This window comes from Labrys neptuniae (genome assembly GCF_040797145.1).
In the GTDB taxonomy this organism is placed as follows: Bacteria; Pseudomonadota; Alphaproteobacteria; order Rhizobiales; family Labraceae; genus Labrys; species Labrys neptuniae.
The window spans coordinates 423,524-439,123 of record NZ_JBFNQD010000003.1 but is presented as its reverse complement, the minus strand read 5'-3'; the positions used below and the strand labels follow the sequence as shown (position 1 = coordinate 439,123).

The following is a 15,600-nucleotide window of genomic DNA, read 5'->3' as shown; positions in this document are numbered from 1 at the left end:
AGCCCCTTGATAAGGTTTGCCCCAGTTTCGCCGCGATCCGGTTTGGCGCGGCTGGGGTGGCCGAGATTTGGCAGAGTATGGACGGTACGGGGCTGATAGGTCCGGTTCCTCCATCATCCCGGCGACGGCCGGGATGCGACGTATGAGAAGGATCGATCCGTGGCAGTCACGAACGAACACGCCGCAGAGCCCACTCGTCGCGATTTCATTTACATTGCCACCGGCGCGGTCGGTGCTGTGGGTGTCGCTGGCGCAGCTTGGCCTTTCATCAGCCAGATGAATCCGGACAAGGCGACCATCGCGGCGGGCGTGCCGGTCGAGGTCGACCTGACGCCGATTCCCGAGGGACAGTCGGTGAAGATCTTCTGGCGCGGCAAGCCGATCTTCATTCGTCACCGCACCAAGGCCGAAATCGCAGCGGCCGAGGATGTCAAGCTGACCGACCTGAAGGACCCCCAGGCCGATGCGGACCGGGTCAAGAAAGATCAGGCACAATGGCTGGTCGTGGTCGGCATCTGCACGCATCTGGGCTGCATCCCGCTGGTCAACGAAGGCTCCTATCACGGCTGGTTCTGCCCCTGCCATGGTTCGGTCTACGATACCTCGGGACGCATCCGTCAGGGTCCGGCTCCGCTCAACCTGGAAGTTCCGCCCTATAATTTCGAGAGCCCGACCAAGATCATGATCGGCGCCGAATCGAACGCACAAGCTTAAGGTCACAATTCATGAGCGGAACCTCGACCTGGACCCCGAAATCCAGCCTTGGACGGTGGTTCGAGAGCCGCCTGCCGATCGGTGGGCTCGTCCACTCCTCGTTCATCGCCTATCCCACGCCGCGCAACCTCAATTATATGTGGACCTTCGGCGCCATCCTCTCCTTCATGCTGGGGGCGCAGATCCTCACGGGCGTGGTGCTGGCGATGCATTATGTCTCCGATTCGAGCCTGGCCTTCACCTCGGTGGATCTGATCCGTCGCGACGTGAACTGGGGCTGGCTGATTCAGAAGCTGCACGCCAACGGCGCCTCGATGTTCTTCATCGCGGTCTATCTCCACATCGCCCGCGGCATGTATTACGGCTCCTATAAGGGCCCCCGCGAAGTGCTGTGGCTGCTTGGCGTCGTCATCTTCCTCTTGATGATGGCAACCGGCTTCATGGGCTATGTGCTGCCCTGGGGCCAGATGTCGGGCTGGGGCGCTACCGTCATCACCAACCTGTTCTCCGCCATTCCCGTATTCGGCAAGTCGATCGTGACCTGGCTGTGGGGCGGCTATGCGGTGGGCAACCCGACCCTGAACCGCTTCTTCTCGCTGCATTATCTGCTGCCTTTCATGATCGCCGGCGTCGTGGTGCTGCATATCTGGGCGCTGCACGTGGTCGGCCAGAACAATCCGACCGGCGTCGACATCAAGTCGGACAAGGATTCGGTGCCCTTCACGCCGTATGCGACGCTGAAGGATGCTTTCGGCATCGCCTGCTTCCTCGTCTTCTTCATGTATTTCGTGTTCTACATGCCGGATTATCTGGGCGATCCGGAGAACTACATCACCTTCGATCCCGGCAAGACGCCTGCCCATATCGTGCCCGAATGGTACTTCCTGCCGTTCTACGCGATCCTGCGCTCGATCCCGGACAAGCTGCTGGGCGTCATTATGATGTTCGCCGCCATCGTCATGCTGGCGCTGCTGCCCTGGCTCGACACCTCGAAGGTGCGTTCGGCGGTCTATCGTCCGGTGTTCCGCTGGGTGTTCTTCATCTTCGTGGCGATCTGCATCGGCCTCGGCTGGATCGGCTCGCAGCCGCCGGAAGGCTCGAAGGTGCTGATCGGCCAGATCCTGACTGCGCTGTACTTCGCCTACTTCCTCATCGCCCTGCCGCTGCTGGGGTTGTTTGAGCAGACCAAGCCGGTGCCCGCTTCGATCGCCGATGCCATTCTGGCGAAGTCGAGCGGCATCCCCCTGCCGGCCGCAAACACCGCCGAATCGCAAAGCAAGGGCTGAGGGGCGAACGAGATGATTGAGATGTTCAAACCCTCACGCGTAGCCGGTCTGGCTGTCGCCCTTGCCACCCTGTTCGGCGCTGCCGGCCTTTCCCAGCCCGCCTGGGCGGAGGGGGGCGAGCAGCCGACCCGCCAGCAATGGAGTTTTGCGGGCCCGTTCGGGCGCTATGATCAGGGCCAGCTGCAGCGCGGCTTCAAGGTCTATCGCGAGGTCTGCTCGGCCTGCCACAGCCTGCATCGCGTTGCCTTCCGGACCTTGGCCGATCCAGGCGGTCCCGGTTTCACCGAAGGCCAGGTCAAGGCCCTCGCGGCCGAATACACAGTGATGGACGTGCCCAACGACAAGGGCGAGGTGCTCGAGCGCAAGGGTCGGCCTGCGGATTATTTCCCGCTGGTCTATCCGAACGATCAGGCTGCTGCCGTCGCCAACAATGGTGCCATTCCGCCGGACATGTCCCTGCTCGCCAAGGCGCGCGGCGTGAAGTCCGGCTTCCCTGGCTTCGTCTTCGACATCTTCACCCAGTATCAGGAGCAGGGCCCCGACTATATCCATGCCCTGATCACCGATGGCTATCTGAAGGATGACGAGAAGCCGCCGGAGGGCGTCACCGTTCCGCCGAACGGCCACTACAACAAGATCTTCGGCGCTTCGATCGGCATGGCCAAGCCTCTGGCCGATGGGCAGGTGGAATATACCGACGGTGCGCCGCAGACGGTGGATCAGTACACCCGCGACGTCGCGGCCTTCCTGAATTGGGCTGCCGATCCCTCGCTCGAAAAGCGCAAGCAGACCGGCTTCGTGGTGATCATCTTCCTGATCGTGCTGTCGGGACTGCTCTACTACACCAAGAAGAAGATCTGGGCCGACGCCCATTGAGGGCTTCGACCAACGCTTGATTGAGCAAAGCCGGGGATCGCCGATCCCCGGCTTTGCTGTTTCAGGCCCTGCAGTTTCCTCTCGATCGATTTATTGGCTCGACCGGTGGGAAGCCGGCTGGCTGGTACGGCCTCGACTCTTGCGTGCGAGCGTGGTCTTTTTCGGCAACGAATCCCCGGAAGGCAGATCATGACCGCCAAGACAGAAATCTCGGGCTCCACAGCCCGCTTCCTCAAGGACGCGATCCGCACCATTCCCGACTATCCCAAGCCCGGGGTGGCGTTCCGCGACATCACCACCTTGTTGGGCGATGCCTGGGCCTTCCGACGGGCTATCGACGAATTGGTGCAGCCCTGGGCGGGTGCCAAGATCGACAAGGTGGCTGGGATCGAGGCGCGCGGCTTCATCCTGGGGGGCGCACTCGCCCATCAGCTCTCCTCCGGCTTCGTGCCGGTGCGCAAGAAGGGCAAGCTGCCGCACGAGACCGTGCGCATCGCCTATTCGCTGGAATATGGCCTCGACGAAATGGAAGTCCACAAGGATGCGGTGAAACCGGGCGAGCGGGTCATCCTGGTCGACGACCTCATCGCCACCGGGGGTACGGCGGAGGCCGCGGTCAAGCTGCTGCGCGAGATCGGTGCCGATGTGCTGGCCGCGGTCTTCATCATCGATCTGCCCGAGCTGAAAGGGGCCGACAAGATCCGGGCGCTGGGCGTGCCCGTGCATACGCTGGTGTCCTTCGAAGGCCATTGAACGGGAGGGGAGGCATGGTGGGTCGGTCTTCAGACCGGCCATGGCCATTCATACCGGTCTGAAGACCGGCACACCTGGCTTCTTGCTTTTCGCCCGGGATGCGTCTATGAGAACGCCGTTCCGCGACCAGACACCCCTGGAGGCAATGCGGAACGACCGAACCGGCCGCGCCAGCGGCCTTTTTCTTTGAACAACCCTAGGAACATACAATGTCCGTGAAGCAGATTTCCGCCACGGCTCGCACGCAAGTGGGCAAGGGGGCCGCGCGTGCCGTTCGTCGTGAAGGCAAGGTACCGGCCGTGATCTATGGTGCCGGCAAGCCCCCCGTTTCTATCGCGCTCGACGCCAAGGAAGCCAACAAGCTGGTTTACGCTGGCCACTTCCTCACCACCGTGTTCGAGATCGAAGTTGATGGCAGCAAGACCCGCGCCATTCCGCGCGACTATGCTCTCGACCCGGTCAAGGACACCGTCGAGCATGTCGATTTCCTGCGCGTCGATGCCGGCTCGCGTTTGCGCGTCGATGTTCCCGTGCATGCCGTCAACGCCGCGACTTCCGTGGGCGTGAAGCGCGGCGGTGCCGTCAACATCGTGACGCACTCCCTCTCGGTTCTGGCTCCCGCCGACAAGATTCCCGATTCGATCGATGTCGACGTCGCCGCTCTCGATATCAACGATTCGGTCCACGTCTCGCAGATCAAGCTGCCGGAAGGCGTTTCCTACGCCGGGCAGGACGACGCGACCCTGGTCTCGATCGTGCCGCCGGTCGGTGAAGAAGCTGCTCCCGCCGCTGAAGTGGCTGCCGAGCCCGCTGAAGCTGCCAAGAAGTAATCCGGCTGAATATCCATTGCTGCGATGGCCGGGCTCGTCCCGGCCATTCGTGCTTTCACAGCGTTTGGCGAGTTGGTGGAAGCACCAAGAATCGCAAAGACGCGTTCGAAAGAGGAGCTGAAGCAAAACAGCGTTTTCGCTTAGACGCGCTTTGCTTCAGGGGCCATCATGCGTCTGTTCGTCGGTCTCGGTAATCCGGGTGCCAAATATGCCGCCAACCGGCACAATATCGGTTTCCTCGCCATCGACGAGATCGCGCGGCGCCATCGCTTCGCGCCCTGGCGCTCGCGCTTCCAGGGGCAGGTCAGCGAGGGCAGCGTCGGCGGTGAGCGCGTCATGCTGCTCAAGCCGCAGACCTATATGAACGAAAGCGGGCAGTCGGTCGGCGAGGCCATGCGCTTCTACAAGATCGGCCTGCCTGATCTCACGGTCTTCCACGACGAACTCGACCTGGCGCCCGCCAAGCTGCGCGTGAAGGTCGGTGGCGGCAATGCCGGCCATAACGGACTGCGATCGATTACCGCCCATTGCGGCAACGACTATCGCCGCGCCCGGCTCGGCATCGGTCATCCCGGTGACAAGGCGCTGGTGCATCATTTCGTGCTCAGCGATTTTGCCAAGGCCGAATGGCCCTGGGTCGAAGATCTGTGCACCGCCTGTGCCGATGCGGCGCCACTGCTGGCTGATGGAGAGGATGCGAGCTTCCAGAACAAGGTGCATTTGTTCATGGAGGCGAGGGGGCACGGCGCTGCCAAGCTGGCGGGAGCCTAGGAGAGGCACGCCGGGCTTGCCTTCCCATTGACGTTGCGCTGCTTCCTATCTACCCAGCGCCTTAACGGATTTCGTCGGCGGCAGGAGCGCGCCGGCTACAAGATGAACGAGCGATCACCATGGGTTTCAAATGCGGAATCGTCGGCCTGCCCAATGTCGGCAAGTCGACCCTGTTCAATGCGCTGACGCAGACCGCGGCGGCGCAGGCGGCCAACTATCCCTTCTGCACCATCGAGCCCAATGTCGGCGACGTGGCGGTGCCCGACGAGCGCCTGGAGAAGCTCGCCGCCATTGCCAAGTCCGGAACCATCATTCCCACCCGCCTGACCTTCGTCGACATTGCCGGTCTGGTGCGGGGGGCCTCCAAGGGCGAAGGCCTCGGCAACCAGTTCCTCGGCAACATCCGTGAATGCGACGCGATCGCCCATGTGGTGCGCTGCTTCGAGGATGGCGACGTCACCCATGTCGAGGGCAAGATCGACCCGGTCGCCGACATCGAGACCATCGAGACCGAACTGATGATCGCTGATCTCGACAGCCTGGAGCGCCGCGTGGTGGCGCTGGAGAAGAAGGCGCGGGGTGGCGACAAGGAGGCCAAGGAAAGCCTCGATTTGATCAATCGGGCCTTGGTTCTGCTGCGCGAAGGCAAGCCCGCCCGTCTGGTCGAGGTCAAGCCTGAGGAGCGTCGTGCCTTCGACATGCTGCAGCTCCTCACCGCCAAGCCGGTGCTCTATGTCTGCAATGTCGAGGAAGCCTCGGCCGACAAGGGCAATGGCCTGTCCGACAGGGTGAAGGCCCGCGCCGCCGAGGAAGGCGCCAAGGCGGTGGTGGTCTCTGCCAAGATCGAGAGCGAGATCGCCATCCTGCCGCCCGAGGAGCAGAAGGACTATCTCGACGCCATCGGCCTGAACGAGCCCGGCCTCAACCGCGTCATCCGCACCGGCTATGAACTGCTCGATCTCGTCACCTATTTCACGGTGGGTCCCAAGGAGGCTCGGGCCTGGACCATCACCAAGGGCATGCGCGCCCCGCAGGCTGCAGGCGTGATCCATTCCGATTTCGAGAAGGGCTTCATCCGCTCCGAGACCATCGCCTATGGCGACTATGTCGCCCTCAACGGCGAGGCGGGCGCCAAGGAAGCCGGCAAGTTCCGCCTGGAAGGCAAGGATTATGTGGTCGCAGACGGCGATGTTCTGCATTTCCGCTTTGCGACTTGAGTGCAAATAAATCGCACTCGATCTGAAGATCTTGAAAGGTCTTTGTTTGTCTGCTGAACCGGCGTAATTTAGCATTGTGATAGGCCAATTGGCAGCTCTTGATGGAATGCTGCCGATTGGCGGAAGAAAATCGATTTATCTGTGCTATGATGGCGTGAGTGTTCGTTCGTGACAGGGGCGGGGGCCATGCAATCCAACGAGCCGCCACGCAAGACGCCGGGCGAGCGGGCGACCATCCATGACGTCGCCCGGCTTGCCAATGTTTCGCCCGCCACCGTTTCCAAAGTGCTTCGCGGCCTCGGCGCCGTGAAGGCCGAAAGCGTGGCGCGTATCCATGCCGCCGTGCGGGAGCTCGGTTTCCGGGTCGACCCGCTGGCAGCCAATCTGCGCCGCTCGCGCCGCTCGATCGTCGGGCTCATCGTTCCTGACTTCCGCAATCCTTTCTTCGGGTCGATGGTCGCCCATTTCGAGCGTCTGGCGGAGGGGAGCGGCTATCGCCTGGTGACCGTTTCCAGCGCCGAGAAGACCGAGCGGGAGGCTGCCCAGACCGAGGCACTGCTCGACTGGCGCGTGGCCGGCATGATCGTGGTGCCGACGGATGGGCGGCCAGCCGCCGAAGCCTCCCTCCTCGATCAGAAGGTCGCCACGGTCCTGCTCGACCGCGTTCCCGACGAGACCGGCTTCGATCGCGTCAGTGTCAACAATGTCGAGGCCAGCGCCGCCGTCATCCGTGAACTCGTGGCTCGGGGACATCGGCGTATCCTGCTCGGCCCGTCCTCGCTCGACCTCACCAATATGCGCGATCGCGTCGATGGCGCGATGGCTGCGGCGCGGCAGGCTGATATCGTCGAGGATATCGAGGTCCTGCTGTGCGGCCCCGATGTCGCGTCGGCCATGCATGCGATGGCTTCGCGCTTCGACGAGGGAAGGCTGCCGACGGCCATCTTCACGCTGTACAGCCCCGCCACGCTTGCGGCGTTGCGTGAGGTGGAAAGACGCGGCCTCGTCATGCCCCGGGATCTGTCGGTCGTCGGGTTCGACGACATCGAATGGATGCAGGTGACGCACCCGCCGATTGCCGCGGTGATACAGCCGGTGCAGGCGATTGCCGAAGTCGCTTGGGCCCAGCTCATGCAACGCCTGGCCGAACCCGGCGAGTCGCCCCGGACCGTCGAGGTGGCCTGCGAGCTCGATTTGCGGGGATCGGTCGCCGGTCCGCCCGCCTGATCGAACGATCCGCCGTTCCGACCTATTCCATCGCCTGTGCCTGCCCGGAGAGTTCGGCCTGCAGATGGGCGATCAGCCTGTCGGTTGCCGCTTCCACCGGGCCGTCATTGCTGATGATGAGGTCGGGGGCGAGACTATCCTCGCGGTCGATCTTGCGGGCCAGGCGCGCCCGGATCATCTCTTCGCTTTCGCGACCGCGGGCCGCCAAGCGTTGGGCGATGATCTCGGCAGGCGCGGTGACCAGCACGACGCTGAGGCCGGCAAAGCGCTGGCGTGCCTCCGGCAGGCTGGAGCGCGAGAGGTTGCAGACGGCATGGCGCCCTTCCTCGGTCGCAAGCCGCACCTCGAGAGGCAGGGCATAGCTCAGGCCATGCGCGCGCCAGGACAGCGAGAAGCCTCCTTGCGCTTCCAGCTCGGCAAAGCGCTCCTCGGACAGCGTGTCGTGATCTTCCGAAGCATTGCTTTCACGCGTGATGATGCGACGCGGGAAGATCAGGCCGGGATGATCCGCGAAACGCAGGCGGGTGGCATCGATCAGCGTGTCCTTGCCGGCACCGCTCGGCCCGACGATGGCGATCAGCTTGCCGAGCCGCGGCTTGGGCTGGATCAAGGCGGGTTCGTCGGTCATGCCGCGATCTTGCCCTCGCTCCAGACACGGCGGATGATCGGCGTGGTGCCGGCACCCGAGGCGACCTGGGTCACCCGCACCAGATCCGCGCGGCGTCCCTGTTCCAGCCGGCCTCGATCATCAAGGCCGGTGGCACGGGCCGGCGTATCGCTGACCATGCGCACCGCCGCCGCCAGGTCGATCGAGGGCACGCGCTCGGGCAGCTGGAAGGCGGCGAGCAGCAGGCTGGCAGGCACATAGTCGGAGGAGAGGATGTCGAGCACCCCTTCGCCGGCGAGGTCCGACGCCGCGATATTGCCGGAATGGGAGCCGCCGCGCACGACGTTCGGTGCGCCCATCATCACGCTGATGCCGGCAGCGTGCGAAGCGAGTGCTGCTTCGAGCGTGGTGGGGAATTCGGCGATGGCGACCCCGTCCGCCACAGCTTCTTCAACATGCCCGGCGGTGGCATCGTCATGGCTGGCGAGCACGATGCCGTGTTCGCGCGCCAGCGCCACCAGGTTCGTACGGCTGTGCATGGCGAAGCGGGCATGCCTGTCGAGCTTGTCCTTGATGTAGGTCTCGACATCGGTCTCGCCGCGCACCCGGCGTGGGAAATAGAAATTCATCCAGGTGTTGAGATCGCGGAACTGGCGCTGGCCGGGCGTATGATCCATCAGCGAGGCCAGATGGACGGGGTAGAGCTCCCGGAAGGCCTGGAAGGCTGTGAGGACGTCCGGCGTGGCGAGTTCGCAGCGAATATGGGTGCGGTGCTCCACGCGCAGATGGCCGTGCTGGCGCGCCTCTTCCAGGGCTCCGGCCAGGGCCGTGCCTTCCTTGGAGATCGTGCCTTCCTCCGTCTCGGATCCGAGGCGGATGGAGTCGAAGACGGTGGTGATGCCGGCGGCCGCGATCTGGGCGTCATAGGCCATCACCGCACTGAGGGCATGCCAGCGCACCGAGGGGCGCGGCGAGTAATGGGCTTCCAGATGGTCGGTATGGAGTTCCACCAGGCCGGGCAGGATATGGTCCCCAGCCATGTCGAGTCCCTTTTCCGGTGCCTCGCCCTCGCCCATGTCGGCAATGCGGCCCTTGTCGACGGCGATCCAGCCCTTGTCGATCACATGATCGGCCAGGACGAGGCGGGCGTTTGAGAGAACAAATTGCTCAAGATCAGGCATGGTTGAAATGTCCGTTCAGGCGGCAAGAGAGGGGACGGAAAACCGGGTGACGTCGACCACGCGGTCGGCGACTCGCTCGCGCACATCCTCATCATGAAAGATGCCGACAATTGCGACGCCATTTTGTTTCTTGGCGGTGACGAGCTCGACGACGACGGCCCGGTTGGCGGCATCGAGCGAAGCGGTCGGTTCGTCGAGGAGCAGGAGAGGACGGTCGGCGGCCAGGCCGCGTGCGATGTTGACGCGCTGCTGCTCGCCACCGGAAAAGGTCGCGGGCGGCAGACGCCAGAGCCTCTCCGGCACGTTGAGCCGGTGAAGCAGGTCCTGGGCTCGCCTTTCGGCCGCATCCTCGGCCAGGCCGGTCTCGCGGGCCGCTTCCGCCACGATGGCGAGGGCGCAGACGCGCGGGATCACACGCAGGAACTGGCTGACATAGCCCATGGTGCGGCGGCGCAGCGCCAGGATACGCCTTGGCTCGGCCGTCGCGATATCCACCGTCTCATCGCCTTCGCGCAGCAGGATCGCGCCGCCATCGCAGCGATAATTGCCGTAGATCATCTTGAGGATCGAGGATTTGCCGGCCCCGGACGGGCCGCCCAGCACGACGCATTCCCCCGGGGTGACGGTGAAGCGAACATCCTGCATCACGCCGATGCTCTGGCCACCCTGGAGGTGCAGGGTGAAGCTCTTGGAAACGCCTTCGAGGGTGAGGATGGGGGAGGTCATGCTGCCAGTACCGAAGAAACCAGAAGTTGGGTGTAAGCCTCGTGCGGATCGTCGAGCACCTGGTCGGTCAGCCCGGTTTCGATCACCCGGCCCTGCCGCATCACCATGATGCGGTGCGATAACAGCCGTGCGACAGCGAGGTCGTGCGTGACGATGACGACCGCGATGCCGAGATCGGCGACGAGGCCGCGCAGGAGGTCGAGCAGGCGGGCCTGTACCGAGACATCGAGGCCGGAGGTCGGCTCGTCCATGAAGACGAGGCGGGGGCGGGTCACTAGGTTGCGGGCGATCTGCAGGCGCTGGCGCATGCCGCCGGAGAAGCTGGCGGGCGTATCGTCGATGCGGTCGGCCTCGATCTCCACCCGGCCGAGCCAGTCCAGCGCCGATTCTCGAATGCGTCCATAGTGCCGCGCGCCGACCGCCATCAGGCGCTCGCCGACATTGGCGCCGGCCGAGACGCCCATGCGCAGCCCGTCGCGTGCATCCTGGCGCACGAAGCCCCAGTCGGTGCGCAGAAGGAAGCGGCGTTCGGCCTCGCTCAGCGCGAAAAGGTCCCGGACAGCCCCATCACGCATGCGATAGCGCACGGATCCGGCGGTGGGCTCGACTTCGCTGGAGAGGAGCCCGAGCAGGGTCGACTTGCCCGATCCGGATTCGCCGACCACGGCCAGAACCTCGCCTTCATAGAGATCGAAGGAAACGTCGGCGCAGCCCAGGCGCGTGCCGTAATGCTTGGTGAGCCCGCGTGCCTGGAGCAGGGGGGAATCGTTGAAGGTCATGCGGCTTTCTCCGGCAAGGACAGGCGGAAGGACACGCCATGGCGCTCGAAGCCGAGCGAATCGTAGAAGGCATGGGCGCGGCTGTTGTGCAGGCTGGAGGCGAGAATGGCCTTGTAGCAGCCCTTCTCCTGCGCCAGGCGGAAGGCGGCCTGCAGCATGAGCCGGCCGATGCCTTCGCCCTGTCGATCTGAAGCGATCACGACGTTCTCGATCACGGCGAAGGGAGTGCCGCGCCGGGCGAGGTTGTCGACCGCCATCAGGCAGAAGCTGCCGACGACCGTGCCTCTCTGTTCGGCGACATAGAGCCCATAATCGGGATAAAGGCCGAGATGTTCGAGCTTGTCCTCGGCTTCGGCGAGCGTCAGGACATTGTCGCCGTTGAAATCGGGCTGTCCGTAGAGGGCGAGCACGGCCGGCAGGTCCGCCTTGCCGCCGATGCGCACGGACAGGGCAGGTGCGATGCTCATGGCCTAGTCTCCTCGGGCGCGCGGACGTCCTCATCCGCCCTTTCTTCCTCACCGGACGTACCGTCTCCAAGGGTGGATGAGGACGTTTGCGCTTCCAGAGGCGATGAGCCCAGCATCTCGCCCTTGTGCCCCGCGGCCCGCCTGGTCTCGCAATGGTCGGTGTCCGAGCAGACGAACATTCGGCCGCCGCGATCGTCGAGGACGACCTCGTCGAGATAGACGCCCTGCGCGGCGCAGAGAGCGCAGGGCTGACTGAAACGCTGCACGCTGAAGGGATGATCCTCGAAGTCGAGGCTCTTCACCCGCGTATGCGGCGGCACGGCATAGATGCGCTTCTCGCGCCCGGCTCCGAAGAGCTGCAACGCCTCGCAACCGTCGATCTTGGGATTGTCGAATTTCGGCGTGGGCGAGGGATCCATGACATAGCGTCCAGCCACCTCCACCGGATAGGCATAGGTGGTGGCGATATGGCCATGGCGGGCGATATCCTCGTAGAGCTTCACATGCATCAGGCCGTAATCGGCAAGGGCATGCAGCTTGCGCGTCTCGGTCTCGCGCGGCTCCAGGAAGCGCAGCGGCTCGGGGATCGGCACCTGATAGACCAGGATCTGGTCCGGCTTAAGGGGCGCTTCCGGCACGCGATGGCGTGTCTGGATGATGGTGGCATCCTGCGTGGCGGTGGTGGTGGCGACGCCGGCCGTCTTGGCGAAGAAGCGCCGGATCGAGACGGCATTGGTGGTGTCGTCGGCGCCCTGGTCGATCACCTTCAGGACGTCGTCGGGCCCGATGACGGCGGCGGTCACCTGCACGCCCCCCGTGCCCCAGCCATAGGGCATCGGCATCTCGCGCGAGGCGAAGGGCACCTGATAGCCGGGAATGGCGATGGCCTTGAGGATCGCCCGGCGGATCATGCGCTTGGTCTGTTCGTCCAGATAGGCGAAATTGTAGCCGGCCTCCGCTGGAATGCGGTCGCTGCCGGCGAGCGGCGTCCGGGATTGGATCTCAGTCTGGCTCATGCTGCGTCCTCCTGCCGGACCTCGGCCTGTGCCGCCTCGCGGCGTTCGGCATGCTCGGCCCTTAGGCGTCTGACGAGGTCGAGCTCGGCCTGGAAGTCGACGTAATGGGGCAGTTTCAGATGCTCGACGAAGCCCGTCGCCTGCACGTTGTCGCAATGGGACATCACGAATTCCTCGTCCTGGGCAGGGGCGGTCCGCTCCTCGCCGAATTCGCGCGCCCGAAGTGAGCGATCGACCATCGCCATGGACATCGCCTTGCGCTCGGCCTGCCCGAAGACCAGGCCGTAGCCGCGGGTGAATTGCGGCGCGGCTTCGGCAGAGCCTGCGAACTGGTTGACCATCTGGCATTCGGTGACGGTGATCGAACCCATCGGCACGGCAAAGCCGAGCTCCTCCGGCACGAATTCCACCTCCACTTCCCCGAGCCGGATCTCGCCGACGAAGGGGTGGGTGCGGCCGAAGCCGCGCTGGCTGGAATAGGCAAGCGCCAGGAGGAAGCCTTCATCGCCGCGGGCGAGCGCCTGCAGCCTGAGGTCGCGGTCTACAGGGAAGGCCAGGGGTTCGCGGGTGAGATCGCCCACCGGGCGTTCGGGGTCCGGCGCAGCGTTGCGCTCAATCAGGTCCTCGCCGCCGAGCAGGTCGCTGACGCGCGGCGTCTTCTCCCCGGCGGCGGGCTTTTCCTTGGGGGGCTCGACCTCGGCGCCGGCGGCCAGCATGAAGTCGAGCAGGCGATGGGTGTAGTCGAAGGTCGGGCCGAGCACCTGGCCGCCCGGCAGGTCCTTGAAGGTCGCCGAGATGCGACGACGAATGGCCATGTCGTCGGTATCGACAGGCGTGCTGGTGCCGAAACGCGGCAAGGTGGTGCGATAGGCACGTACCAGGAAGATCGCTTCGATCAGGTCGCCCCGGGCCTGCTTGATGGCGAGGGCCGCCAGATCTCGATCGTAGAGCGAGCCCTCTGCCATCACGCGGTCGACGCCGAGTGTGAGCTGTTCGCGGATCTGCTCAATCGAGAGATCGGGGACCGCTTTGTCGCCGCGCCTGACATGGGCGAGCAGGCGATGGGCGTTGTCGATGGCTTCCTCGCCACCCTTGACGGCGACATACATCAGGCGACTCCAAGAATTTGGGACGAGCGCGGCAGGGCTGCGATCCTGCCCGGCGCCGTGAAGACGATATCGACGCCGCGCGGAAAGGCGGCATGGTTGGCGCCAAGCTGCCGGCGGAAGTCGTCGGGAAGCGGCGCGAGTGCCAGACCCGCATCGGTCTTGATGCCAGGCCCGGTGAAGACGAGATCATGGCCGGGTTCGAGCCGCTCGAGAGCGATCAGCAGCGTGGTCGAGCGGTCGGGATATTCATCATCGCCCTGGGCGAAATTGGCGAGATCAGGACAGGCGGCTGCGTCTGCGATGAGGGCAAAGGCCGCCTCCTGCGGGGCGTCCGTCAGGCGGGCGCCGGTATGGAAGGTGAGATAGGCCCGCACCTGCGGTGTCCGCAACCTGGCATCGAGCCAGAGCGGGGCCTCGTGATCGGCCAGAGCGAGGGCAAGGGCGGCCAGCTCCGGCGTCAGCGGCGCTGGCGGCACGAGACCCGTTTCAAGGGGCCGGAGACGGGCCGGCCGGGCCAGCGCGTCCATGCAGGCTCGGAAGACGGCCTGGGATTCGATTGCCGCATCGGCAAAGCCGGGCGCCAGATCCTGTGCAAATTGGTCCTGTGCAAGGCCGATCATCAGTCCTCTCCCCGTACCATGGTGAAGAAATTGACCCGGGTCGCTGCGGTCTGCCGGGCTGAAACGCCGGCTTCCGCATTCAGCCGGGTGGCCACCGGCCGCAGTGCCCGTTCGACCGCCTCACGACGGGCCTCGTCCTGCCAGAGTGCGTCGAGCAGGGCGGCGGCGCTGGCCTTGGCGCTGTTACGGCCGAGATGATAGGCAAAGCCGACAGGCCCGTTTTCGAGCCGGACGGTGGCGCGCGATGTGCTCGCCTCGCCCAGGTTGAAGGCGGCGCCGTCGCCGCCAACCCGGCCCTGCAGCATGACGAGGCCGGTTAAGGCGGGCCGCAGTGCTGCATGGGCCGGCAACGGGGCCAGGGTCGAGAGGGCCTGGTCGAGTTCTGCACCGGTCGCGTGGGCACAAAGACGCATGACGGCCTGGCGTGCCTTCAGTCCGGCAGCGGGCTCGGCCGCCATCTGGCGATGACGATCTGGGGAGGACTCATTCATGTCGGAACCATTGCTCTGCCTTGGATCACAACAGGCTGGCGCAGCATGTTGTCTAGTGATATAGACAACTATATGAGGAACCCTGCAACGCTTCCATGACAAAACCAGTCCCGACCCAAAATTTTTCGCCGCAGGCCGCAACAGGCGATTTCGCCGCTGCGGAAGGCAGCCTTTCCCGCGGGGATGGCAACGCTGTGGATGGTGCCGTCTTTCGCGGCGATGGTATCGCCGCCTGGCGCAAGATCGCGGATCTCGTCGAGGCCGAGATCATTGGCGGCATGCTGGCTCCCGGGACGCAATTGCCGACGGAGGCTGCGTTGGCCGCCCGCTTCGGCGTCAACCGGCACACGGTACGGCGGGCGCTTGGCGAACTGGCTGGCAAGGGCCTGGTGCGCACTGCGCAGGGCAGGGGGACCTTCGTCGAGCTTTCCCGGCTCGCCTATCCGATCGGTGAACGCACGCGTTTCAGCCAGAACATGGCGCAGGAAGGGCGCGAGCCCGGGGGCATCGTGCTGGAGGCCGTCGAAATCGAGGCCGATCCGCGTCTTGCCGGGCTGCTGGCCATAACGCCGGGCAGTCCGGTGCTGAAACTGCTGACCATGCGTTCGGCCGACGGCGTACCGATCGCCTTCGGCAACTCCTTCCTGCCGCTGCCACGCTTTGCCGGTTTTGCCGATGCCTATCGGCGCTTCGGGGCCGTGACGCCGGCCTTGGCGGCCTGCGGCGTCGATGATTACAAGCGGATATCGACCCGTGTCGGAGCGCGCTTTGCCTCACCCGACGAAGCAGCCAGGCTCGATATTGCGGCCGGCCGCCCCGTCCTGACGGTGGAAGGCGTCAATATCGACGCCGACGGCGTGCCGATCCAGGCGATCTCCAGCCTGTTCGCCGCGGACCGTACCGAGATCGTGGTGCAGAGCTGATGATCCG

General features: G+C 64.7%; 16 protein-coding genes and 1 pseudogene. 8 read left to right on the top strand and 9 right to left on the bottom strand.

The window, feature by feature from the left end; genetic code table 11:
- Positions 1-159: 159 nt before the first annotated feature.
- From petA to ABXS05_RS12720, 7 genes and pseudogenes are all read left to right on the top strand, one after another.
- Complete coding sequence (petA, locus tag ABXS05_RS12750; protein WP_105861606.1) at positions 160-714, top strand: ubiquinol-cytochrome c reductase iron-sulfur subunit; 555 nt, start codon at positions 160-162, stop codon at positions 712-714.
- Positions 715-725: 11 nt separating this feature from the next.
- Positions 726-2,876 (top strand): annotated as a pseudogene (locus tag ABXS05_RS12745) (cytochrome c1).
- A 189-nt stretch (positions 2,877-3,065) separates the two neighbouring features.
- On the top strand, positions 3,066-3,629 hold the full coding sequence (locus ABXS05_RS12740; RefSeq protein ID WP_311933588.1) for an adenine phosphoribosyltransferase: 564 nt from the start codon (positions 3,066-3,068) through the stop codon (positions 3,627-3,629).
- Between the two features lie 209 nt (positions 3,630-3,838).
- Positions 3,839-4,459 carry a 50S ribosomal protein L25/general stress protein Ctc gene (locus ABXS05_RS12735; RefSeq protein WP_311933586.1) on the top strand — a complete coding sequence of 207 codons (621 nt, stop codon included), beginning with the start codon at positions 3,839-3,841 and terminating at the stop codon, positions 4,457-4,459.
- A gap of 168 nt (positions 4,460-4,627) precedes the next feature.
- Positions 4,628-5,230 (top strand): aminoacyl-tRNA hydrolase, encoded by a 603-nt coding sequence (gene pth / locus ABXS05_RS12730; RefSeq protein WP_311933583.1) that lies wholly within the window; start codon positions 4,628-4,630, stop codon positions 5,228-5,230.
- Between the two features lie 119 nt (positions 5,231-5,349).
- Entirely contained in the window at positions 5,350-6,447 is a 1,098-nt protein-coding gene (gene ychF, locus ABXS05_RS12725; RefSeq protein WP_367624160.1) for a redox-regulated ATPase YchF, read from the top strand.
- Positions 6,448-6,633: 186 nt separating this feature from the next.
- Complete coding sequence (locus ABXS05_RS12720; protein ID WP_311933579.1) at positions 6,634-7,674, top strand: LacI family DNA-binding transcriptional regulator; 1,041 nt, start codon at positions 6,634-6,636, stop codon at positions 7,672-7,674.
- A gap of 22 nt (positions 7,675-7,696) precedes the next feature.
- Here the strand turns inward: ABXS05_RS12720 and phnN are convergent, their stop codons facing one another.
- The 9 genes from phnN to phnG are packed head-to-tail and all read right to left on the bottom strand — an operon-like array spanning position 7,697 to position 14,670.
- A complete protein-coding gene (gene phnN / locus ABXS05_RS12715; protein ID WP_367624159.1) occupies positions 7,697-8,302 on the bottom strand; it encodes a phosphonate metabolism protein/1,5-bisphosphokinase (PRPP-forming) PhnN in 606 nt (201 codons plus the stop codon).
- The gene (locus ABXS05_RS12710; protein ID WP_367624158.1) at positions 8,299-9,462 is read right to left on the bottom strand and encodes an alpha-D-ribose 1-methylphosphonate 5-triphosphate diphosphatase; all 1,164 of its coding nucleotides are present in this window, start codon (positions 9,460-9,462) and stop codon (positions 8,299-8,301) included. The genes phnN and ABXS05_RS12710 overlap by 4 nt, the downstream gene beginning before the upstream one ends.
- 15 nt (positions 9,463-9,477) lie before the next feature.
- Positions 9,478-10,188, bottom strand: a complete 711-nt coding sequence (phnL, locus tag ABXS05_RS12705; RefSeq protein ID WP_367624157.1) for a phosphonate C-P lyase system protein PhnL — start codon at positions 10,186-10,188, stop codon at positions 9,478-9,480.
- Entirely contained in the window at positions 10,185-10,967 is a 783-nt protein-coding gene (gene phnK, locus ABXS05_RS12700; protein ID WP_311933571.1) for a phosphonate C-P lyase system protein PhnK, read from the bottom strand. The genes phnL and phnK overlap by 4 nt, the downstream gene beginning before the upstream one ends.
- Entirely contained in the window at positions 10,964-11,434 is a 471-nt protein-coding gene (locus tag ABXS05_RS12695; protein ID WP_311933569.1) for a GNAT family N-acetyltransferase, read from the bottom strand. The genes phnK and ABXS05_RS12695 overlap by 4 nt, the downstream gene beginning before the upstream one ends.
- Positions 11,431-12,450, bottom strand: coding sequence for an alpha-D-ribose 1-methylphosphonate 5-phosphate C-P-lyase PhnJ (locus tag ABXS05_RS12690; RefSeq protein WP_367624156.1), 1,020 nt, complete (start codon positions 12,448-12,450; stop codon positions 11,431-11,433). Before ABXS05_RS12690 ends, ABXS05_RS12695 begins: the two co-directional genes overlap by 4 nt.
- Positions 12,447-13,559 (bottom strand): carbon-phosphorus lyase complex subunit, encoded by a 1,113-nt coding sequence (locus ABXS05_RS12685; RefSeq protein ID WP_367624155.1) that lies wholly within the window; start codon positions 13,557-13,559, stop codon positions 12,447-12,449. The genes ABXS05_RS12690 and ABXS05_RS12685 overlap by 4 nt, the downstream gene beginning before the upstream one ends.
- Positions 13,559-14,179 (bottom strand): phosphonate C-P lyase system protein PhnH, encoded by a 621-nt coding sequence (gene phnH / locus ABXS05_RS12680; protein WP_367624154.1) that lies wholly within the window; start codon positions 14,177-14,179, stop codon positions 13,559-13,561. The genes ABXS05_RS12685 and phnH overlap by 1 nt, the downstream gene beginning before the upstream one ends.
- On the bottom strand, positions 14,179-14,670 hold the full coding sequence (gene phnG / locus ABXS05_RS12675) for a phosphonate C-P lyase system protein PhnG (RefSeq protein WP_376717612.1): 492 nt from the start codon (positions 14,668-14,670) through the stop codon (positions 14,179-14,181). The genes phnH and phnG overlap by 1 nt, the downstream gene beginning before the upstream one ends.
- Before the next feature lie 95 nt (positions 14,671-14,765).
- Here phnG and phnF point away from each other — a divergent pair, with 95 nt between their 5' ends.
- Positions 14,766-15,593 carry a phosphonate metabolism transcriptional regulator PhnF gene (gene phnF / locus ABXS05_RS12670; protein ID WP_367624153.1) on the top strand — a complete coding sequence of 276 codons (828 nt, stop codon included), beginning with the start codon at positions 14,766-14,768 and terminating at the stop codon, positions 15,591-15,593.
- Positions 15,594-15,600 lie beyond the last annotated feature (7 nt).